Raw genomic sequence first — 15,766 nt, forward strand, 5'->3', positions numbered from 1 at the left:
TCTTTATGAACAAACTTAATTAATCTTCATTAAACTTTTTATCACTAGCACTTTTTAATATTTCAGATGCAATATTTGAACTTGATTTAGCAATATCTTGAGTATTTCCTGCAACTCTTGAGTTTTCTTGAGTTTGAGCATCAATTTTAGTAACCATTTCATTTACTTGCTCAATACTAATTTTTTGCTCATTTGAAGCTGTTGAAATATTACTAATAATATGTGTAGTCTTTTCTACATTTTGACTTAATTTACTATATCCTGTTATCATAGTATCAGCAATAACTTTTCCATTGTGAGTTTTTGAAGTTGCTTTTTCAACTAATGTTTTTATTTCACTTGCAGCTTGAGCACTTCTATTTGCAAGGTTTCTAACTTCTGCTGCAACAACTGCAAAGCCTTTTCCTGACTCACCAGCTGTTGCTGCTTCAACTGCTGCATTTAAACTTAAGATATTTGTTTGAAAAGCGATTTGATCAATTACTGTGATTGCTTCAACAATAAGTTTTGTCTCTTCATTTATTTCATCCATAGCTTTAGCAGTTGAACTTGCAAGTTTTTCACCCTCATTTATAGCTTGACTTAATTCATTTGAATAGTTAGTCATAGTTCTAATATCTTGAGTATTTGCTTTTACAGTATTTGTAACTTCTTCTAATGCAGAAGCACTCTCTTCTAAAGATACAGCAGTTTCATTTGTAGAGATATTTAACTGGTTTACATTTTCTAATAGAAGTTGAGATTTTTCATTTAAAAGCTCACCATTAAGCTTATTTGTTTGAAGCATTTTTGTAATGATTTGACAAAGTTGATTTATCTTTATAGCAATATTTCCTGTAGGATTTTTTATTTCGTTTGTAAAATCAAGTTGTGAGTATGACTCTAACACTGTTTTAATTTGAACAACATCATCATTTACATCCATTCTAATAGACTTAATCATCTCATTTAAAATATCTTTTAACTCATTTAATGATGAATTTGATGTTTGCTTTGTAACCTCGCAAGATAAATTACCATCTTTTATACTTCTTACAATCTGTTTTACTTCTTGAATAAGAAGCTCTTCTTGTTGATATGAATTTTCTATTATTTGCATTTGTTCATCAACTATTTTACCCATTTTCCCAAACTCATCATTTGAGTCTATATTTAGCTTTTCAATAGTTTTCTTTTCACCTTTTAAGTAACTAAAAAATGAGTAAAGACCATCTTCAAATTTTCCTAAAGGACTTAAAGCTTTATTTAAAAATAGATATAAAATAAATAAAATTACAGATAATAAAACAATAAATAAAATCACTGTTTTTTGAATATCTTTTTTTATTTGTCCAAAGATATGCTCTTCAGCAACTTTAATAAGAATACTCCAATTTAAAGTTTTTATTTCATGAAAAAATACATGTTGTTCAATACCCTTTTCTTCTTCTACAAGATATCCATCACTTTTTGTTTTCATTCCATTAAAAAACTTAGTAGTTTTTCCCATGAATTTCTTATCTTTATGAATTAAAATCTCTCCATCGTTGTTATCTACAACATAAGCATATCCACCTTGTGTAATATCAGCAGAAGATAGTTTATTTATTAATACATCTAAAGCAATATCTGCTCCTAATACTGCAACTAATTTGTTATTTTTATAAATTGGTTTGTATAAAGTTACTACATAAGTATTTAAAGTTTTTCCCCAATAAGGTTTTGTAACACCAAGTGCTTTTTTTTGTACTGCTTGTTTGAACCAAGGTCTTTTTCTTGCATCAAAATTATCTTTTTCTAAAGTTAAGGTTTTTCCACCTGATTCAACTTCATTCCCATTGTCAGCAAATCCTAGAAAAAAAAGACCAAACTCCCCTGCACTATTTCCAAGTTCTAGGGTTTTGAATATATTTTGATTATAAATATTCATCTCTTCTTTTTCTAAAGCTTTAGCGATTGTATTAACTACAGTAATTTTAGAGTTGAAATATACATCTAAATACTCTGCAATATTTTTTGAATTATTCATCTCTTTATTTTTAACTAAAGCAGACTTAGATTCATAAGAATTTATTGCATTTTGGAACCCTAATATTCCAAAAGAGATTCCAACACTAATAAAAATCAAAGTTAATAATTTTGTTTTTAAACTATACTTCCCCATTTGTTATCCTTTTATTCAAGATTTTTTCATTAGATATTAACTATTTAAAAGGACTTAAAAGTGATTTTTTCTTAATTTATAAAATTATTATTTTTTATTAATAGATATTTAAGATTATTTTATTCGAAAAAAGAGATTCTGTTTTTTCCTAAACGCTTTGACATATACATAGCTGTATCTGCTTGTTTGATTAGTTCTTGTACGCTAAATGTACTATCATGAAATAAAGTTATTCCAATACTAGGTGTTGAAATATTTTCATATCCATTTATTATTTTTATATCATTTAATGAACCTTTGATTTTAGAAGCTAAAATTTGAATATTGTTTCTTGCACTAGCTTTATCACTTCCAATAAAATCTGCTAAAACAATAAACTCATCTCCCCCAATTCTAGCAAGAGTATCTTCTTTTCTAACTGTTTCTTGCAGTTTTTTTGAGACTTCTTTTAACAAAACATCACCTGTTTCATGACCTAAAGTATCATTTATAGTTTTAAAATTATCAAGATCGATAAATATCAATGCACCATAATTTTTATATCTTGAAACTTTATTAATAGAGTGTTCAATTCTATCAAATAAAAGCATTCTATTTGGCAAAGCAGTTAAACTATCATGTGTTGCTTGATACTCCAAATATTGTTGTTTTAGTTTTTGTTCACTTATATCATTGTATTGAGATAAATAGTGTTTTACACTTCCATCTTTTTCTTTAATAGCAGTAATTGTAGCTTTTAAAGGTATTTTTTCACCATTTTTCTTTTTATTATAAATTTCTCCTGACCAAGTTCCCTTTTTTAGTATTGAATTCCACATTTGCTTATAAAATTCAGTTGAATGCTCATCAGAACGAAATATATTTGGATTTTTACCTAGAATATCGCCCTTTTCATATCCCATAACATTACAAAATGCTTGATTTACATTTATAATTTTTGCTTCACTATTTGTAATAATCATAGGTTCATTTGATTCAAAAGCATATGATGCGATTGTTAATTGCTCTTCTTGTTTTGCTTTTGTTTTTTCATAATCTATCTTCTCTAAAGCATACTCCATATCAATAATCATTTTATTAAATAAAATCTCTATTTCATTATCAAAAAAGTTTTTGTTTTTTGAATACAAAACCATAAGAGCAGTAACTTTTTCAAATTTTTTTATTGGAAATACAGCAATTGAAGAGAAGTTTTTTGTTTTAAAAAAATCCTCTTTAATATCACTTACTTTTTCTATATTTGAAGTTTTTATTATGTTTTTCCTAGAAATAATTGCCTTTTTAAAAATAGAACTACTTGGATCTTCTTTTTTAAAAACAATATTATCAGGATTTTCACCCTTAATAAGCATAACTTTTCTTTGAGAATTTTTAACTTTATAAATAAGTCCTAAAGATATATTTTGATCATTTACAATAGTGCCAAGTAGTTTATTGTAAAGTTTTTTTCTTGTAGGCATTTTTAAAATAACTTTATTTATTTTGTTTAAAACTTTATATATATTTTGCTGTTTTTTTAGCTTATTAAAACTTTGTTGTTGATTTGAAACAATAACTTTTAATACAAATAAAAGACTTATTAATGTTACAAAAGAGACAAATAAAAAGCTTAAACTTAATATTTGAGATTTTGTAGCTTGTGATTCAATCTCTTTTGTAAGCTTTAAAACTTCACTACTTACTAAATAATAAAGTTTACCAAAATCATCAATTCTAGAAGAAGAAAATTCCCACCAATCATCTAGTTTTAGCTTATCTTTATAAATAATCTCTTTTAAATTCTCTCTTAAATGATTTAATCTTTTGTCATATGCAAGCTTAATATTATTTGTATAAGCATCAATCTCATTTTTTTCTGCACTTAGTAAAAACTCTTCAATATTTATATCTTGAATTGTATATGTTTGAATTAATTTTTGATAATTTTCATCAGAGATTTTTTTATCTATGATATATAAAGAAGTCATTATTCTTTCTACTGCTGCTGCTTCTTTTGTAGCTAATAGATTGACTATATATGCGAATTTTGTATTGAAATTTGTTACAAATTTTATAGGTTTTATTGAATATATAGTTGATAAAAGTATATTATTTATTTTAGTATAAAACTTAATTATTTTATTTGAATCAATTTTATTTTCATCAACATTTTTTCTAATATTTGTAAAATCATTAAAAATATTTTGTACTTTTTTGACACTATATTCTGAATTTTGTGTCTCTTTTTCTATTTTTGATATAGTTACTAGAAACTCTTGATAAACTCTATTTGTAATCTCTCTTTGCTTAAAAAGTTTATCCTTATATTTTTTTGTATTTAGATAGATTGCTGTATAGCCTCTCTCTTTTTGAATAGAATCAATTACCTTTTCTGTTGCAAAAATATATTTAACATCATTTTGAATATTATCAACTTGACTTAAAGTATCAATTTTATCAAGTACAAGTATTGTACTAAAGTATAATATACCAATTGCAGGTAGTGTAAATATCAATAAAAGCTTAACAAAAAGAGTATTTCTTAGCAAGATACTTTCCTATTCATAGAATTATTTCAAGTGATGATAATACCCAAAAAGGCTTTATACTTGAATTTTAATATTGTAAATTTTATTATTTTTGTTTAAATAGTGTCTTTGTGATTAGTTTTGTTACAACTAGAAGAAAAACTTCTAGTTATTAATAGACATAGCAAACTCTTTTAAAACTTGTGATTGATTTGCTTCTAATCCTTGTTTTATTTGTTTTGAAAAATCATCTGGATAGATTTCAAACTCTTTATTAAAAAAAGCTTCAAAAATATTAGAAACAATTGACTCAGGTGTAGCTTTTGGCATATCTTGACCTTTTGTCATATTTGTATCAATAGGACCTGGAAGAACTTCATAAACATCTATTTCATCTTTTGCTAATTCTGCTCTTAAAGCTTGTGTTACTGAATGAAGTGCAGCTTTAGAAGAACAATATAATCCCATAATTGGTAAATTTGCTAAAGCTAAAACAGAAGTGATATTAATAATTGCACCTTGTTTATTTAACTTCTTGCTTAAAATCTTACATACATTTAAAGTACCATGAACATTTACATCAAAGTCAATTGTACTATCTTCAAAGACTCTTTTTGCACTATTTACACCAGCATTATTTATAATAATATCAAGAGAGTCAATACTATTTGCAAAAGAAACAACATCTTCTTTATTTGTAATATCTAACTTTACAGTTTTTATATTTGATGATAATTTTTCAATCTCTTCTAAAGTTTTTATATCTCTTGCAGCACAATAAATAGTTTTAGCACCCAAAGCAATTGCTTTTTTTACAAATATTGAACCAAGCCCACCATTTGCACCTGTGATAAGAATTGATTTATTATTTAAGTTCATATATATAGCCTTTATAAATATTTTTATTTATATTACTCTCTTATAATAAAAAAGAACTTACAAATTAGTCCCAAAATTACATAAGAAGAGAGTAATATAACTTTCATTTTACATAAAAAAATTATAATTATAAAAATTTTAAGAGGTGAAGATGAGAAAGTTATTAATTTTAACAGTTACTTTTTTTACAACTTTTATATTTATTGCTTGTCAAGAGAATAAAAAAGAGTCAAATGAACTAACTTATGCAAGTACAAAAGATATAAGAGATATAAATCCCCATTTATATAGAGGAGAGATGGCTGCACAAAATATGGTTTTTGAGCCATTGATTATTAATACTCAAGATGGAATCAAACCTTGGCTTGCAAAAAGTTGGGAAATAAAAGAAAATGGGAAAAAATATATCTTTAAATTAAGAGAAGATGTTTTATTTACTGATGGTGTTAAACTTGATGCAAATGTTATTAAAAGTAATTTTGATGCGATTTTAGAAAACAAAGTTAGACACGCTTGGTTAGAACTTGTAAATGTTATAGATTCAACAAAAGTAATTGATAAATACACTTTTGAACTAAATCTAAAAAGCCCATACTATCCAACCCTTACAGAATTAGCTATGACTAGACCTTTTCGTTTTGTTTCACCAAAATGTTTTAAACAAAATAAGACAAAAAATGGTCTTTCTTGTTATAATGGTACTGGACCTTGGATATTAAAAGAACATGAAAAAAATAGTTTTGCACTATTTGAACAAAATAGTAAATATTGGAATAAATTACCTAAAATATCTTCAATAAAATGGAAAGTAATACCTAATCATCAAGCAATATTATTAGCTTTACAAAAAGGTGAAGTTGATTTGATTTTTGGTTCTGATGGAGATATGATAAACTTAAATGCTTTTACTGCTTTAAAAAAAGAGAATAGCTTAAAAATACTACTAAGTAATCCTATTGCTTCAAGAGCTATTCTTATAAACACTAAAAGAGAGATTACAAAAGATCCTCAAGTAAGATTAGCATTGGCTCACGCAATTAATAAAGAAGCTATAATCAAAGGGATTTTGAACAATTCTGAATCAGTTGCAAATACACTTTTTTCAAAAACTACACCCTATTCAAATATTGATTTGAAAACAAAAGAGTTTAATACTAAAAAATCAAATCAATTACTTAAAGATTCAGGTTGGATTTTAAAAGATGATAACTTTAGATATAAAGATGGAAAGCTTCTTGAATTAAAACTATATTACAATGCAAATAACGCACAAGAAAAAGTTATAAGTGAATATATACAAAGTAATTTAAAAGATATTGGAGTAAATTTAAAAATTATTGGAGAAGAGAAACAGTCATTTTTAGATAGACAAAAAAGTGGTAATTTTGATTTACAATATGCTTTATCTTGGGGAGTTCCATATGACCCGCAATCATTTATCTCTTCATGGAGAGTACCTGCACATGGAGATTATCAAGCGCAAATGGGATTAGAAAGAAAGACTTGGTTAGATAATACTATTCAAGATATTTTAACACAGTCAAATGAAGAAAAAAGAAAACAGTTATATAAAGAGATATTTACATATATTCATCAAGAAAATGTATATATACCTCTTAGCTATTCAAGAACAAAAGTTGTATTTAATCCAAGGGTTAAAAATATTACATTTAATCTTTCTCAATATGAAATTCCATTTGAAAAGATGTATCTTGAAAAGACAAAATGATAAGATATACAATAAAAAGAGTATTACTTATAGTTCCCCTTTTATTAGGGGTTTCTATAGTATGCTTTATTTTAGTAAATCTAAATCCTAGTAGCCCAGCTGAAGTTACACTAAGAATAAACAACATTACAGTTACTCCACAAGCAATAGAAGAGACAAAAAAAGAGTTAGGTTTAGATAAGCCATTAGTACAACAATATGTTCAATGGATAAAAAATTTGTTAAATGCAGATTTAGGAACTAGCTATGAAACAAAACAACCTGTATTTGATGAACTTATTCAAGCACTACCAGTAACAATATATCTATCTTTTAGTGCTATTTTATTAATAGCTATTTTTGGTTTTTTAATTGGTGTTTTGTGTGCAGTTTATGAAAATAGTTATTTTGATAAACTAGCTAGAGTATTTATCTTTACATCAGCTGCTATGCCTAGCTTTTGGTTAGCTTTATTACTAATTTGGCTTTTTTCTTTAAAGTTCAATATTTTTCCATCAAGTGGATTAGATGGTATAAAAAGTATTATTTTACCAGCTGTTACATTAGCAGTAGCGTATATCTCTACTTTTGTAAGAATTATTAGAAACTCTTTAATACAAATAAAAAGCTCTTTGTTTATTACTTATGCTAAAGCAAGAGGACTTAATAATTTTGAAATATTAAAGCATAAAATAAAAAATGTTATCAATCCATTTATTGTTGCACTAGCTATGTCAATTCCTAAACTATTTGCAGGTACTGTAATTATAGAAAATATCTTTGGTTTGCCAGGACTTGGAAGACTTTGTGTACATGCAATTTTTGCAAGGGATTATCCAATAATACAATCTTATATTCTTTTTATTGCGATTTTATTTATCATATTTAATCTAATAGCTGACATTTGGCTACAAGCAAGAGACCCAAGGTTAAGAGTTTGATATGAGAAAAGATTTTTTAATAAAAATAGTCAATAATAAATTAGCATTAGCAAGTTTGATATTTATAACACTTCTAATAATAACTGGACTTTTTGCGCCTTTAGTATCTCCAAATGATCCATATTTAATCAATCTTGATGACAAGTTATTATCATATAGTTTAAAATATCCTTTAGGTACTGACCACTTGGGTAGATGTGTTGCTTCAAGATTGATTTATGGTATTAGAACTACTTTGTTTTACTCTTTGTTTGCTATGATTATAACAGTATTCTTTGGCTTAATTCTTGGATTACTTGCAAGCTTTTTCAAACTTTTAAGAGTTGTGATTTTAAGATTTTGTGATATTATGTTATCTTTTCCAAGTGAACTTATGATGTTAGCAATTATAGGCTTTTTAGGAACAGGAATTGAAAATATAATAATTGCAGCAATAATATCAAAAGTTGCATGGTACACAAGAATGATTTACTCTTTTACTTTAAATCATGTCAATACTAACTATATACATTTTTCAAAAGTAATTGGCATACCATCAAGAACAATCATAAAAAAACATCTTTTTCCTCTAATATTAAGTGATATAATTATGCTAGCTACACTAAATGTAGGAAGTATCATATTAAGTATTTCGGCTCTTTCATTTTTAGGTCTTGGAGTACAAGCACCAACTTGTGAATGGGGAATAATGCTAAATGAAGCTAAAGAGTTAATGAGTATAAATCCATATATGATGCTACCTCCTGGATTGATGATACTTTTTGTAGTTTTATCTTTTAATATATTAGCAGATAGCATAAGAGATATTCTTGATCCAACATATAATCTAAAAATAAAAGACAACTCATGAAATATTTAAAAATTGAAAATCTAAGCATAAAAGATAATAAAACAAATGAGATTTTATTAGATGATATAAGTATTGATATTGAAAAAAATACTATTTTAGGAGTTGTAGGAGAGAGTGGAAGTGGAAAATCACTACTTTGTAAGACTATTTTAGGATTAATTTCTAGCAATCTTAATATTGAGGGGAAAATAACACTTAATAATAAAGATATTTTAAATAATAGTAAAATTATAAAAGATAACTTTTGTGTAATATTACAAGAAGCTATAAATGCTTTTAATCCCCTTTATACCATAAAATATCAAATGTTAGAGAGTATTAAAACAAAACAAAGTAAAAAAGAAAAATTAAAAATATGTATAAAATATCTTAGAAAAGTTGGTCTAAAAAGATGTAGTAAAATCTTAAAAAGCTATCCCCATGAATTAAGTGGAGGACAACTTCAAAGAGTTATGATAGCAATAGCTTTAACACAAAATAGAAAAATAATTATTGCAGATGAACCAACTTCATCTTTAGATAGTATAAATCAAAAAGAGATTATTAATATATTGAAAAATTTAAAAGATAAAACAATAATAATAGTTTCTCATGATTTAGCTTTGATTTCTCATATTGCAAAAGATATTATTGTTTTAAAAGATTCAAAAGTAGTTGAAAAAGCAGATGCTAAAACTATCTTTACAAATACAAAAAATAAATACACTAAATTCTTAGTTTCAACACAAGAAAACTTATCTAAAGAGTTCATGTCATGCTTAAAATAAAAAACCTATGGAAAAAATATAAAAAAGAGTTTGTTTTAAAAGAGATAAATCTAAATCTTCAAAAAAACTCTTCACTTGCATTAGTTGGTGAAAGTGGAGCTGGAAAAACAACTTTAAGTAGATTGATTTTAGGAATAGACACTCCAACAAAAGGCAATATCAATATAGATAAAAACAGTATGAGTGTTGTCTTTCAAGATTATAGAAACTCTGTTAATCCACTTTTTACAATAATAGAAATTTTAAAAGAGCCATTTTGGTTAAGAAAGATTACTTTTTCAAATGAAAAACTAGAAGATTTATTAAAAACTTTCAATCTTTCAAAAAGTTTATTAGATAAATATCCCCATGAACTAAGTGGTGGACAACTTCAAAGGGTATGTATATTGCGTGCAATTTTGACAAAGCCATCTTTTCTTATCTTAGATGAGGCATTTAGTGCACTTGATGTATCTACAAAATCACAAGTTGTTACATATATAAAAAATTTAAAAAAAGAGCAAAACTTAACAATTTTCTTAATAACTCATGATTTAGAAGTAGCAACAAGTTTGTGTGAAAACATAAAAATACTTTTTAAAGGAGAAGTTGTTGAGTCATTGAAAACCAACTGTTTAGGGCAGGCACAAAATCAATACACAAAACTTTTGATTGATTCAATAATACCTTTAAAAATAAAGGAAACAAATGAGTAAAGAACTACATTTTAAGTATGTAAACAATATCTTTCAAAAGCAAACTAAAGATTATATTATAAAAGAGTATATGAAACATTATGACAATAAACTATCTAAAAGTAGATATGAAAAACTATATAAAAATATGGATAGTTTGATAAACGATACAAAAAACAATGCTTTTTTTATAGCTTTAGATACATCAAATAGTATTGTTGCCTCAATTAGTATATCTATTTTTGATAATAGAATAAAACCTCTTCAACAAAAATACAAAAACAGAAAAATTGCAGAGATTGGAAGATGTTATGTAAAAGAAGAGTATAGACGACAAGGTATAGCTTCAAAGCTACTAAACTTAACAACTTTATTTGCTATAAACAAAGAGTATGAAAAAATGTACTTACATACTCACTATTTTTTACCAGGGGGATTTAACTTTTGGAAAAAGATGGGATTTTGTATCACACTAGATGAAAAAGATAGTTTACAAACAGTGCATATGGAAAAAAGTTTACAAAATATAAGTAAACATAACCATAAATTAGCTAAGATAATCTTATGAATTACAATAAGATTATCTTCGCACTACTAATGATGTATATTTTAGCTGATATTGTTAAGACTTACTTTTTTTAGAAAACTTCATAAAAAAAGGTAGTAACTTAACTACTAAAAACCCAACTATTGCTCCAAGTAATATTTCACTTAGAAATATTAAAAAACCTCCAATATATTCAATAGTTTTCAAGTAACTATCAAGAAAACTTAAAATATGTGTTTCATGGGCTATGATACCTCCACCCACAGCTAACATAGCTATTGTACCTACAATAGAAATAGTTTTTATTATCTTTGGCATAGAGTTTACAAAAGCAGTTCCTATGCTTTTTGAAACTGCACTTTTTTTCTCTTGAAGATAAAATCCTATATCATCAAGCTTAAGAATAAGTCCTACAAGCCCATAAACTACAACTGTAGCAATAAGTCCAATAAGTACCAAAACAGATAGTTTTGTAATAAAATCACTCTTTTCAACTAAACTTAAAGTTATTACAATAATCTCAAAAGATAAAATAAAATCTGTCTTGATAGCACTTTTAATCTTTTGCTCTTCTAGTTTTTCACTTGAAAGCTCTTTTAAAGTATCTTTTTCACTTTTATGTTCATGATGCTTGCCAAGCTTTTCCAAAATAGCTTCAACTCCCTCATAGGCTAAGTATATTCCACCTAATATTAAAGTAGGAGCTATAAGCCAAGGAGCTAAAAAACTCATAAGCAAAACAATAGGAATAATGATAAATTTATTTTTTAAACTTCCAAGTGCTATTTTATACACAATAGGAAGCTCTCTTTTTGCTGCATTTCTTTTTGCTTGTATTATTGCTTTTTGTCTTATTTGCTCTAATTCACCAATAATCTTCTCTTGCTCTTGCTTTGATAATTTTTGTATATTTTCTTTGAACTCTTTTACACTACTTGCATCTTTTAGCTCTTTTTTCAAAATATCGGATGTAGTTTCGTTTGTAAAACTTGCAATTGCAGCTAAATCATCAATAACTAAAGCAGATGATTTTACACTTGCAAGTTTTGTATAAGTTACTATGTCATCAAAAAGTACACCTACATCATCTAATGAAGTAGCAAGTGTAGTTGTAGCAGTAGCCATAGTTTTACTAGCAAGTGCACTAATATCATCTGATAAAATCGATAAATACCCTAATAATCCAGCCATTTTATTCCTTATATTGATAAAAATTTTTGTATTTTATTTTATTTTCTATTAATTTGAACTTCATAATAAAAACATTTTCTCATATTATAAGTATAGGTTATAATTATTTTATTAATTTTTATTATAATTTAAGTAATTCTTAAGATATATTCATGTAGAATTTTTTTATCAAAAGAAAAAGATTATCCTTTAGGATAATTAAAAAGGAATGTTTATGGCATGCGATACTGGTGCAAAACCAATAGCACAGAAAAAAGAAATAATAAATAACGATGAAATAATTGAAAAAAAGGAAATAAAAATGAGTTCAAGTTTAGTACTAAGAAAAGCTCCAGAGTTTAAGATGGAAGCATATGATGCAAAGACAGGTCACTATACAGAAGTAAATAGTGAAGATTATAAAGGTAAATGGCATGTAGTTTGCTTTTATCCAGCTGACTTTACATTTGTTTGCCCTACTGAAATAGCAGCAATGAATGCAAAATATGATGAGTTTCAAGAATTAGGTGTAGAAATACTTGCAGTATCAACTGATACAAAGTTTTCACACAAAAGATTTGTGGAAACTGAACCTATTTTAAAAGGTCTAAAACTTACAATAGGTGCTGATCCAACTGGTGAAGTTAGTAGAAATTTTGGTGTGATGATTGAAGAGCAAGGAGTTGCTTTAAGAGGAAGATTCTTAATCAATCCAGAGGGTACAGTTGTAGCACAAGAAGTACAAGCACCTATGGTAGGAAGAAATGTACATGAATTTTTAAGACAAGTAAGAGCTTGGCAACATGCAGAAAAAACTGGTGAAGTTTGCCCAGCAGGATGGACTCCAGGTAAAAAAACACTTCCAGTAAATACTGATGCAGAGCAAATGACAGGAAGAGTTGGAGATTATATTACTATTGAAGAAATAATGTCTTAATAACTTAGATTTAAGGAAACTCTCCTTAAATCTATACCACTTCTTATATCTTAAAAACTTTTTTAATAAAAAATTATACTTTTACTTTACTTCTTAATAATTATCATAACTTTATGTTGATATAATTCAATTTCTCAAACGCGACCGTGGTGAAATTGGTAGACACGCTATCTTGAGGGGGTAGTGCCTTAGGGTGTACGAGTTCAAATCTCGTCGGTCGCACCATTAATTTTTTGAGTGACTTATTTACTCCTTAGTTTGTATAATTACCCCCCCTTTTTTTTGATAACAAAAATTCTCGGTAAATCCTATATTTCTTAAATCAAAAATAGCTAAATTTTTAACAATATATTTATTAGTGATAATCATTTCTTCATTAAAATATTGATTTAAATTAGGAATATCATCAATTGAAGTAATTCTTAACTTTTGATATAAATATTTCCAATAAAACTTTTCACAAAAAAGCTTATAAAACTCATTAGCATTTTTAAAAGTTGCTAAACTCTTAACACTGTTTATGTCTAACATAAATATTGATGAATCTTTATCAATTGTATAAATTAAATAATATGGATTTAAACCTTTTGATTTTGCATAACTTTCTAAAAGCTCATATTGTTTATTAACTGCACCTTTTACTTTATAATTTAACTTTTGTAAATAACCATCATACATATGAATAGCTTTTTTTGCTTGAAATAACAATGGAATAGCTGTATTTTCATAATAATCCAAAGTTCCAAATCAGCACCATTTTTTGCCTCTTGTTTCTTCGTGAATGGAGATAGATTCAATTTAATATAATTAAAATTTTTATCTATCTCCCTCCATTTCCAAATTAACCAATCACTTATTGATTCTTCACCTATTGTTGGAACATTATAAATAAACTCAATAGTTTTAATGTCTAATAACAAATACTTATAGCACAAATTTTTTCTATTCATTTTTTTCCTAATTAAAATCCTAGACACAATAAATTTTATCAAAATTGAATTTTTTCTATTTATATTATACAACTTAAAAATATTAATTTTTTGTTATAATAACTAAAATATATATAAAATTTAAAATAAATAGTATTAATTTAGGATAATATCATGAAAGAAATTATTATAGGTATATTAAGTTTTTTAGGTGGATTAGTTACATGTAAAATCATAGCAAAATTAAATATTCAATGGAATAAACTATTTGTTTTTTTTAATTCTGGAACAATATCTCAAAATAATAAGAATTTGAAAGATAAAAAATAATTATGCTTCTTAATTGGATATCTTCACTTATTAATACTGGAAAAATAGAACAATCAAATATAGGCATTCAAAATAATTATAGTTCAGAAGTTAAAACATTATTAGAAAGTTTAAATGAACATTTTTATGATGGCAAAATAAGTAAAACTTTTGAACTATTAAATGCTGCAATCGATAAACATAAGCATAAAGAATCAAAATACTATTTACTACTAAAAAAAGCAGAGTATTTTTTGGAACTTAGAAATTTAGAAAAAACAAAAGAAATTTTAGGACTACTAAATAAAGATTATAATGAATATGCAAATAGAAGATATAAAGAGTTTTTACTTTCAATATATTCTGCTGAAAGAAAAGAAAAAGATTTTTTTGAATTAGTTAGAGATTTAAGAGCTGAAAAAGATGATATAAAATCAAATGATTATTTTAAAATCATTTTTTATCTAAATAGTGGAAATATTGAAGAATCAAAAAAATTATTTAATTCTCTATCAAAAGAAAAACAAGAAAAAAATCATTTAATAGCGGGGCATATATTTTCAAATTCATATAATTATTTAAATAAAAATGAAGAAGATTTAAAAAAAGCGAATACTTATTATAAATTAGTATTAGAAACAAATCCAAGCTTTTTAATTAAGCTTCATATAAAAGGATTTTTTATTCAAATTATTATCAATGAATATTTCAGGGTAAAAAAAGAATTTAAGAATGAAGTAGTAATAGAGTATAAAGAACTTTTAGACAAACTTTTAGAAGCAGAAAAATTTCTAAATCAACAGTACATTAATGAATTGAAAAATTTTAAAGCATATTTACTTCTAATTTTAGATTTAAAAAATGATTATATTGACTTTTATGAAAAGAATTCAGAAATATTATTTGATGAACATTATTTACAATATTGTAATTATAAAAATATCAATATTAATCATAGTTTAATTCAAAAAAAAGTACTTCAAAATTATAAAGTATTATTAATATATTCAAGCTTATTGTTAATAAAAAATGAAAATACAAAAATAATTTTAAGTTATTTTAATAAAAATACTGAACTATTATTAAAGTCCGATACAATTATTTATTTTTATGTGTTTGCTTCAATAAATGAAAATACTGTTATATCTAAAAACATAGCAAATTATATAAACTCTAATTTAGAAAAAAATTTAGAATTGTATTTTTCACATTTATTATTAAAAAAAAATGAAAACAAAAAAATTGAAAATATAGAGATTACTACATTATTTAATTTTCTAGAAAAAACAAATATTTTAAATGACATAATTTTTGAAGTCATAGATTTTTTAATGGAAGTAAAGAAATCAGAGTTATATATAAAGTTAGCTATTTTAAAACAAAATGAGTTTAAAAACTTAATAGG

The 15,766-nt window shown here is 25.4% G+C and carries 14 protein-coding genes and 1 tRNA gene; 10 read left to right on the forward strand and 5 right to left on the reverse strand.

All coding sequences use genetic code 11. From position 1 onward, the window contains the following. Positions 1 to 19: 19 nt before the first annotated feature. From ACTCCZ_RS10340 to ACTCCZ_RS10350, 3 genes are all read right to left on the reverse strand, one after another. The gene (locus ACTCCZ_RS10340; protein ID WP_079579820.1) at positions 20 to 2,143 is read right to left on the reverse strand and encodes a methyl-accepting chemotaxis protein; all 2,124 of its coding nucleotides are present in this window, start codon (positions 2,141 to 2,143) and stop codon (positions 20 to 22) included. Between the two features lie 119 nt (positions 2,144 to 2,262). Then, positions 2,263 to 4,671, reverse strand: coding sequence for a diguanylate cyclase domain-containing protein (locus tag ACTCCZ_RS10345; RefSeq protein ID WP_079579819.1), 2,409 nt, complete (start codon positions 4,669 to 4,671; stop codon positions 2,263 to 2,265). A 144-nt stretch (positions 4,672 to 4,815) separates the two neighbouring features. Continuing rightward, positions 4,816 to 5,529 carry an SDR family NAD(P)-dependent oxidoreductase gene (locus ACTCCZ_RS10350; RefSeq protein WP_079579818.1) on the reverse strand — a complete coding sequence of 238 codons (714 nt, stop codon included), beginning with the start codon at positions 5,527 to 5,529 and terminating at the stop codon, positions 4,816 to 4,818. Between the two features lie 151 nt (positions 5,530 to 5,680). Here ACTCCZ_RS10350 and nikA point away from each other — a divergent pair, with 151 nt between their 5' ends. The 6 genes from nikA to ACTCCZ_RS10380 are packed head-to-tail and all read left to right on the forward strand — an operon-like array spanning position 5,681 to position 11,037. After that, positions 5,681 to 7,258: a nickel ABC transporter substrate-binding protein gene (gene nikA, locus ACTCCZ_RS10355; protein ID WP_079579817.1), complete on the forward strand. Its 1,578-nt coding sequence runs from the start codon at positions 5,681 to 5,683 to the stop codon at positions 7,256 to 7,258. Beyond that, the gene (opp1B, locus tag ACTCCZ_RS10360) at positions 7,255 to 8,178 is read left to right on the forward strand and encodes a nickel/cobalt ABC transporter permease (protein ID WP_079579816.1); all 924 of its coding nucleotides are present in this window, start codon (positions 7,255 to 7,257) and stop codon (positions 8,176 to 8,178) included. The genes nikA and opp1B overlap by 4 nt, the downstream gene beginning before the upstream one ends. A 1-nt stretch (position 8,179) precedes the next feature. Next, a complete protein-coding gene (opp1C, locus tag ACTCCZ_RS10365; RefSeq protein ID WP_079579815.1) occupies positions 8,180 to 9,028 on the forward strand; it encodes a nickel/cobalt ABC transporter permease in 849 nt (282 codons plus the stop codon). Continuing rightward, positions 9,025 to 9,795 (forward strand): ATP-binding cassette domain-containing protein, encoded by a 771-nt coding sequence (locus ACTCCZ_RS10370; protein WP_079579814.1) that lies wholly within the window; start codon positions 9,025 to 9,027, stop codon positions 9,793 to 9,795. Before opp1C ends, ACTCCZ_RS10370 begins: the two co-directional genes overlap by 4 nt. Next, on the forward strand, positions 9,783 to 10,490 hold the full coding sequence (locus tag ACTCCZ_RS10375) for an ABC transporter ATP-binding protein (RefSeq protein ID WP_079579813.1): 708 nt from the start codon (positions 9,783 to 9,785) through the stop codon (positions 10,488 to 10,490). Before ACTCCZ_RS10370 ends, ACTCCZ_RS10375 begins: the two co-directional genes overlap by 13 nt. After that, positions 10,483 to 11,037, forward strand: a complete 555-nt coding sequence (locus ACTCCZ_RS10380) for a GNAT family N-acetyltransferase (RefSeq protein WP_079579812.1) — start codon at positions 10,483 to 10,485, stop codon at positions 11,035 to 11,037. Before ACTCCZ_RS10375 ends, ACTCCZ_RS10380 begins: the two co-directional genes overlap by 8 nt. Positions 11,038 to 11,091: 54 nt before the next feature. Here ACTCCZ_RS10380 and ACTCCZ_RS10385 read toward each other — a convergent pair whose 3' ends face one another. Beyond that, positions 11,092 to 12,207, reverse strand: coding sequence for a DUF808 family protein (locus ACTCCZ_RS10385; RefSeq protein ID WP_079579811.1), 1,116 nt, complete (start codon positions 12,205 to 12,207; stop codon positions 11,092 to 11,094). A 301-nt stretch (positions 12,208 to 12,508) separates the two neighbouring features. Between ACTCCZ_RS10385 and ACTCCZ_RS10390 the strand changes: the two genes are divergently transcribed. Together ACTCCZ_RS10390 and ACTCCZ_RS10395 are read left to right on the forward strand one after the other, a co-directional pair. After that, on the forward strand, positions 12,509 to 13,123 hold the full coding sequence (locus tag ACTCCZ_RS10390; RefSeq protein WP_228145340.1) for a peroxiredoxin: 615 nt from the start codon (positions 12,509 to 12,511) through the stop codon (positions 13,121 to 13,123). A gap of 140 nt (positions 13,124 to 13,263) precedes the next feature. Then, a tRNA-Leu gene (locus ACTCCZ_RS10395) sits at positions 13,264 to 13,348 on the forward strand. A gap of 21 nt (positions 13,349 to 13,369) precedes the next feature. Here ACTCCZ_RS10395 and ACTCCZ_RS10400 read toward each other — a convergent pair. Continuing rightward, positions 13,370 to 13,861, reverse strand: a complete 492-nt coding sequence (locus ACTCCZ_RS10400) for a hypothetical protein (RefSeq protein WP_131828687.1) — start codon at positions 13,859 to 13,861, stop codon at positions 13,370 to 13,372. Between the two features lie 365 nt (positions 13,862 to 14,226). Here ACTCCZ_RS10400 and ACTCCZ_RS10405 point away from each other — a divergent pair, with 365 nt between their 5' ends. Together ACTCCZ_RS10405 and ACTCCZ_RS10410 are read left to right on the forward strand one after the other, a co-directional pair. Next, positions 14,227 to 14,382: a hypothetical protein gene (locus ACTCCZ_RS10405; protein ID WP_159445748.1), complete on the forward strand. Its 156-nt coding sequence runs from the start codon at positions 14,227 to 14,229 to the stop codon at positions 14,380 to 14,382. Between the two features lie 2 nt (positions 14,383 to 14,384). Beyond that, positions 14,385 to 15,766, forward strand: a 1,382-nt coding sequence (locus ACTCCZ_RS10410) for a hypothetical protein (protein ID WP_463187317.1), incomplete at its 3' end; no start/stop codon positions are given.

It is taken from the genome of Malaciobacter sp., from assembly GCF_055140965.1.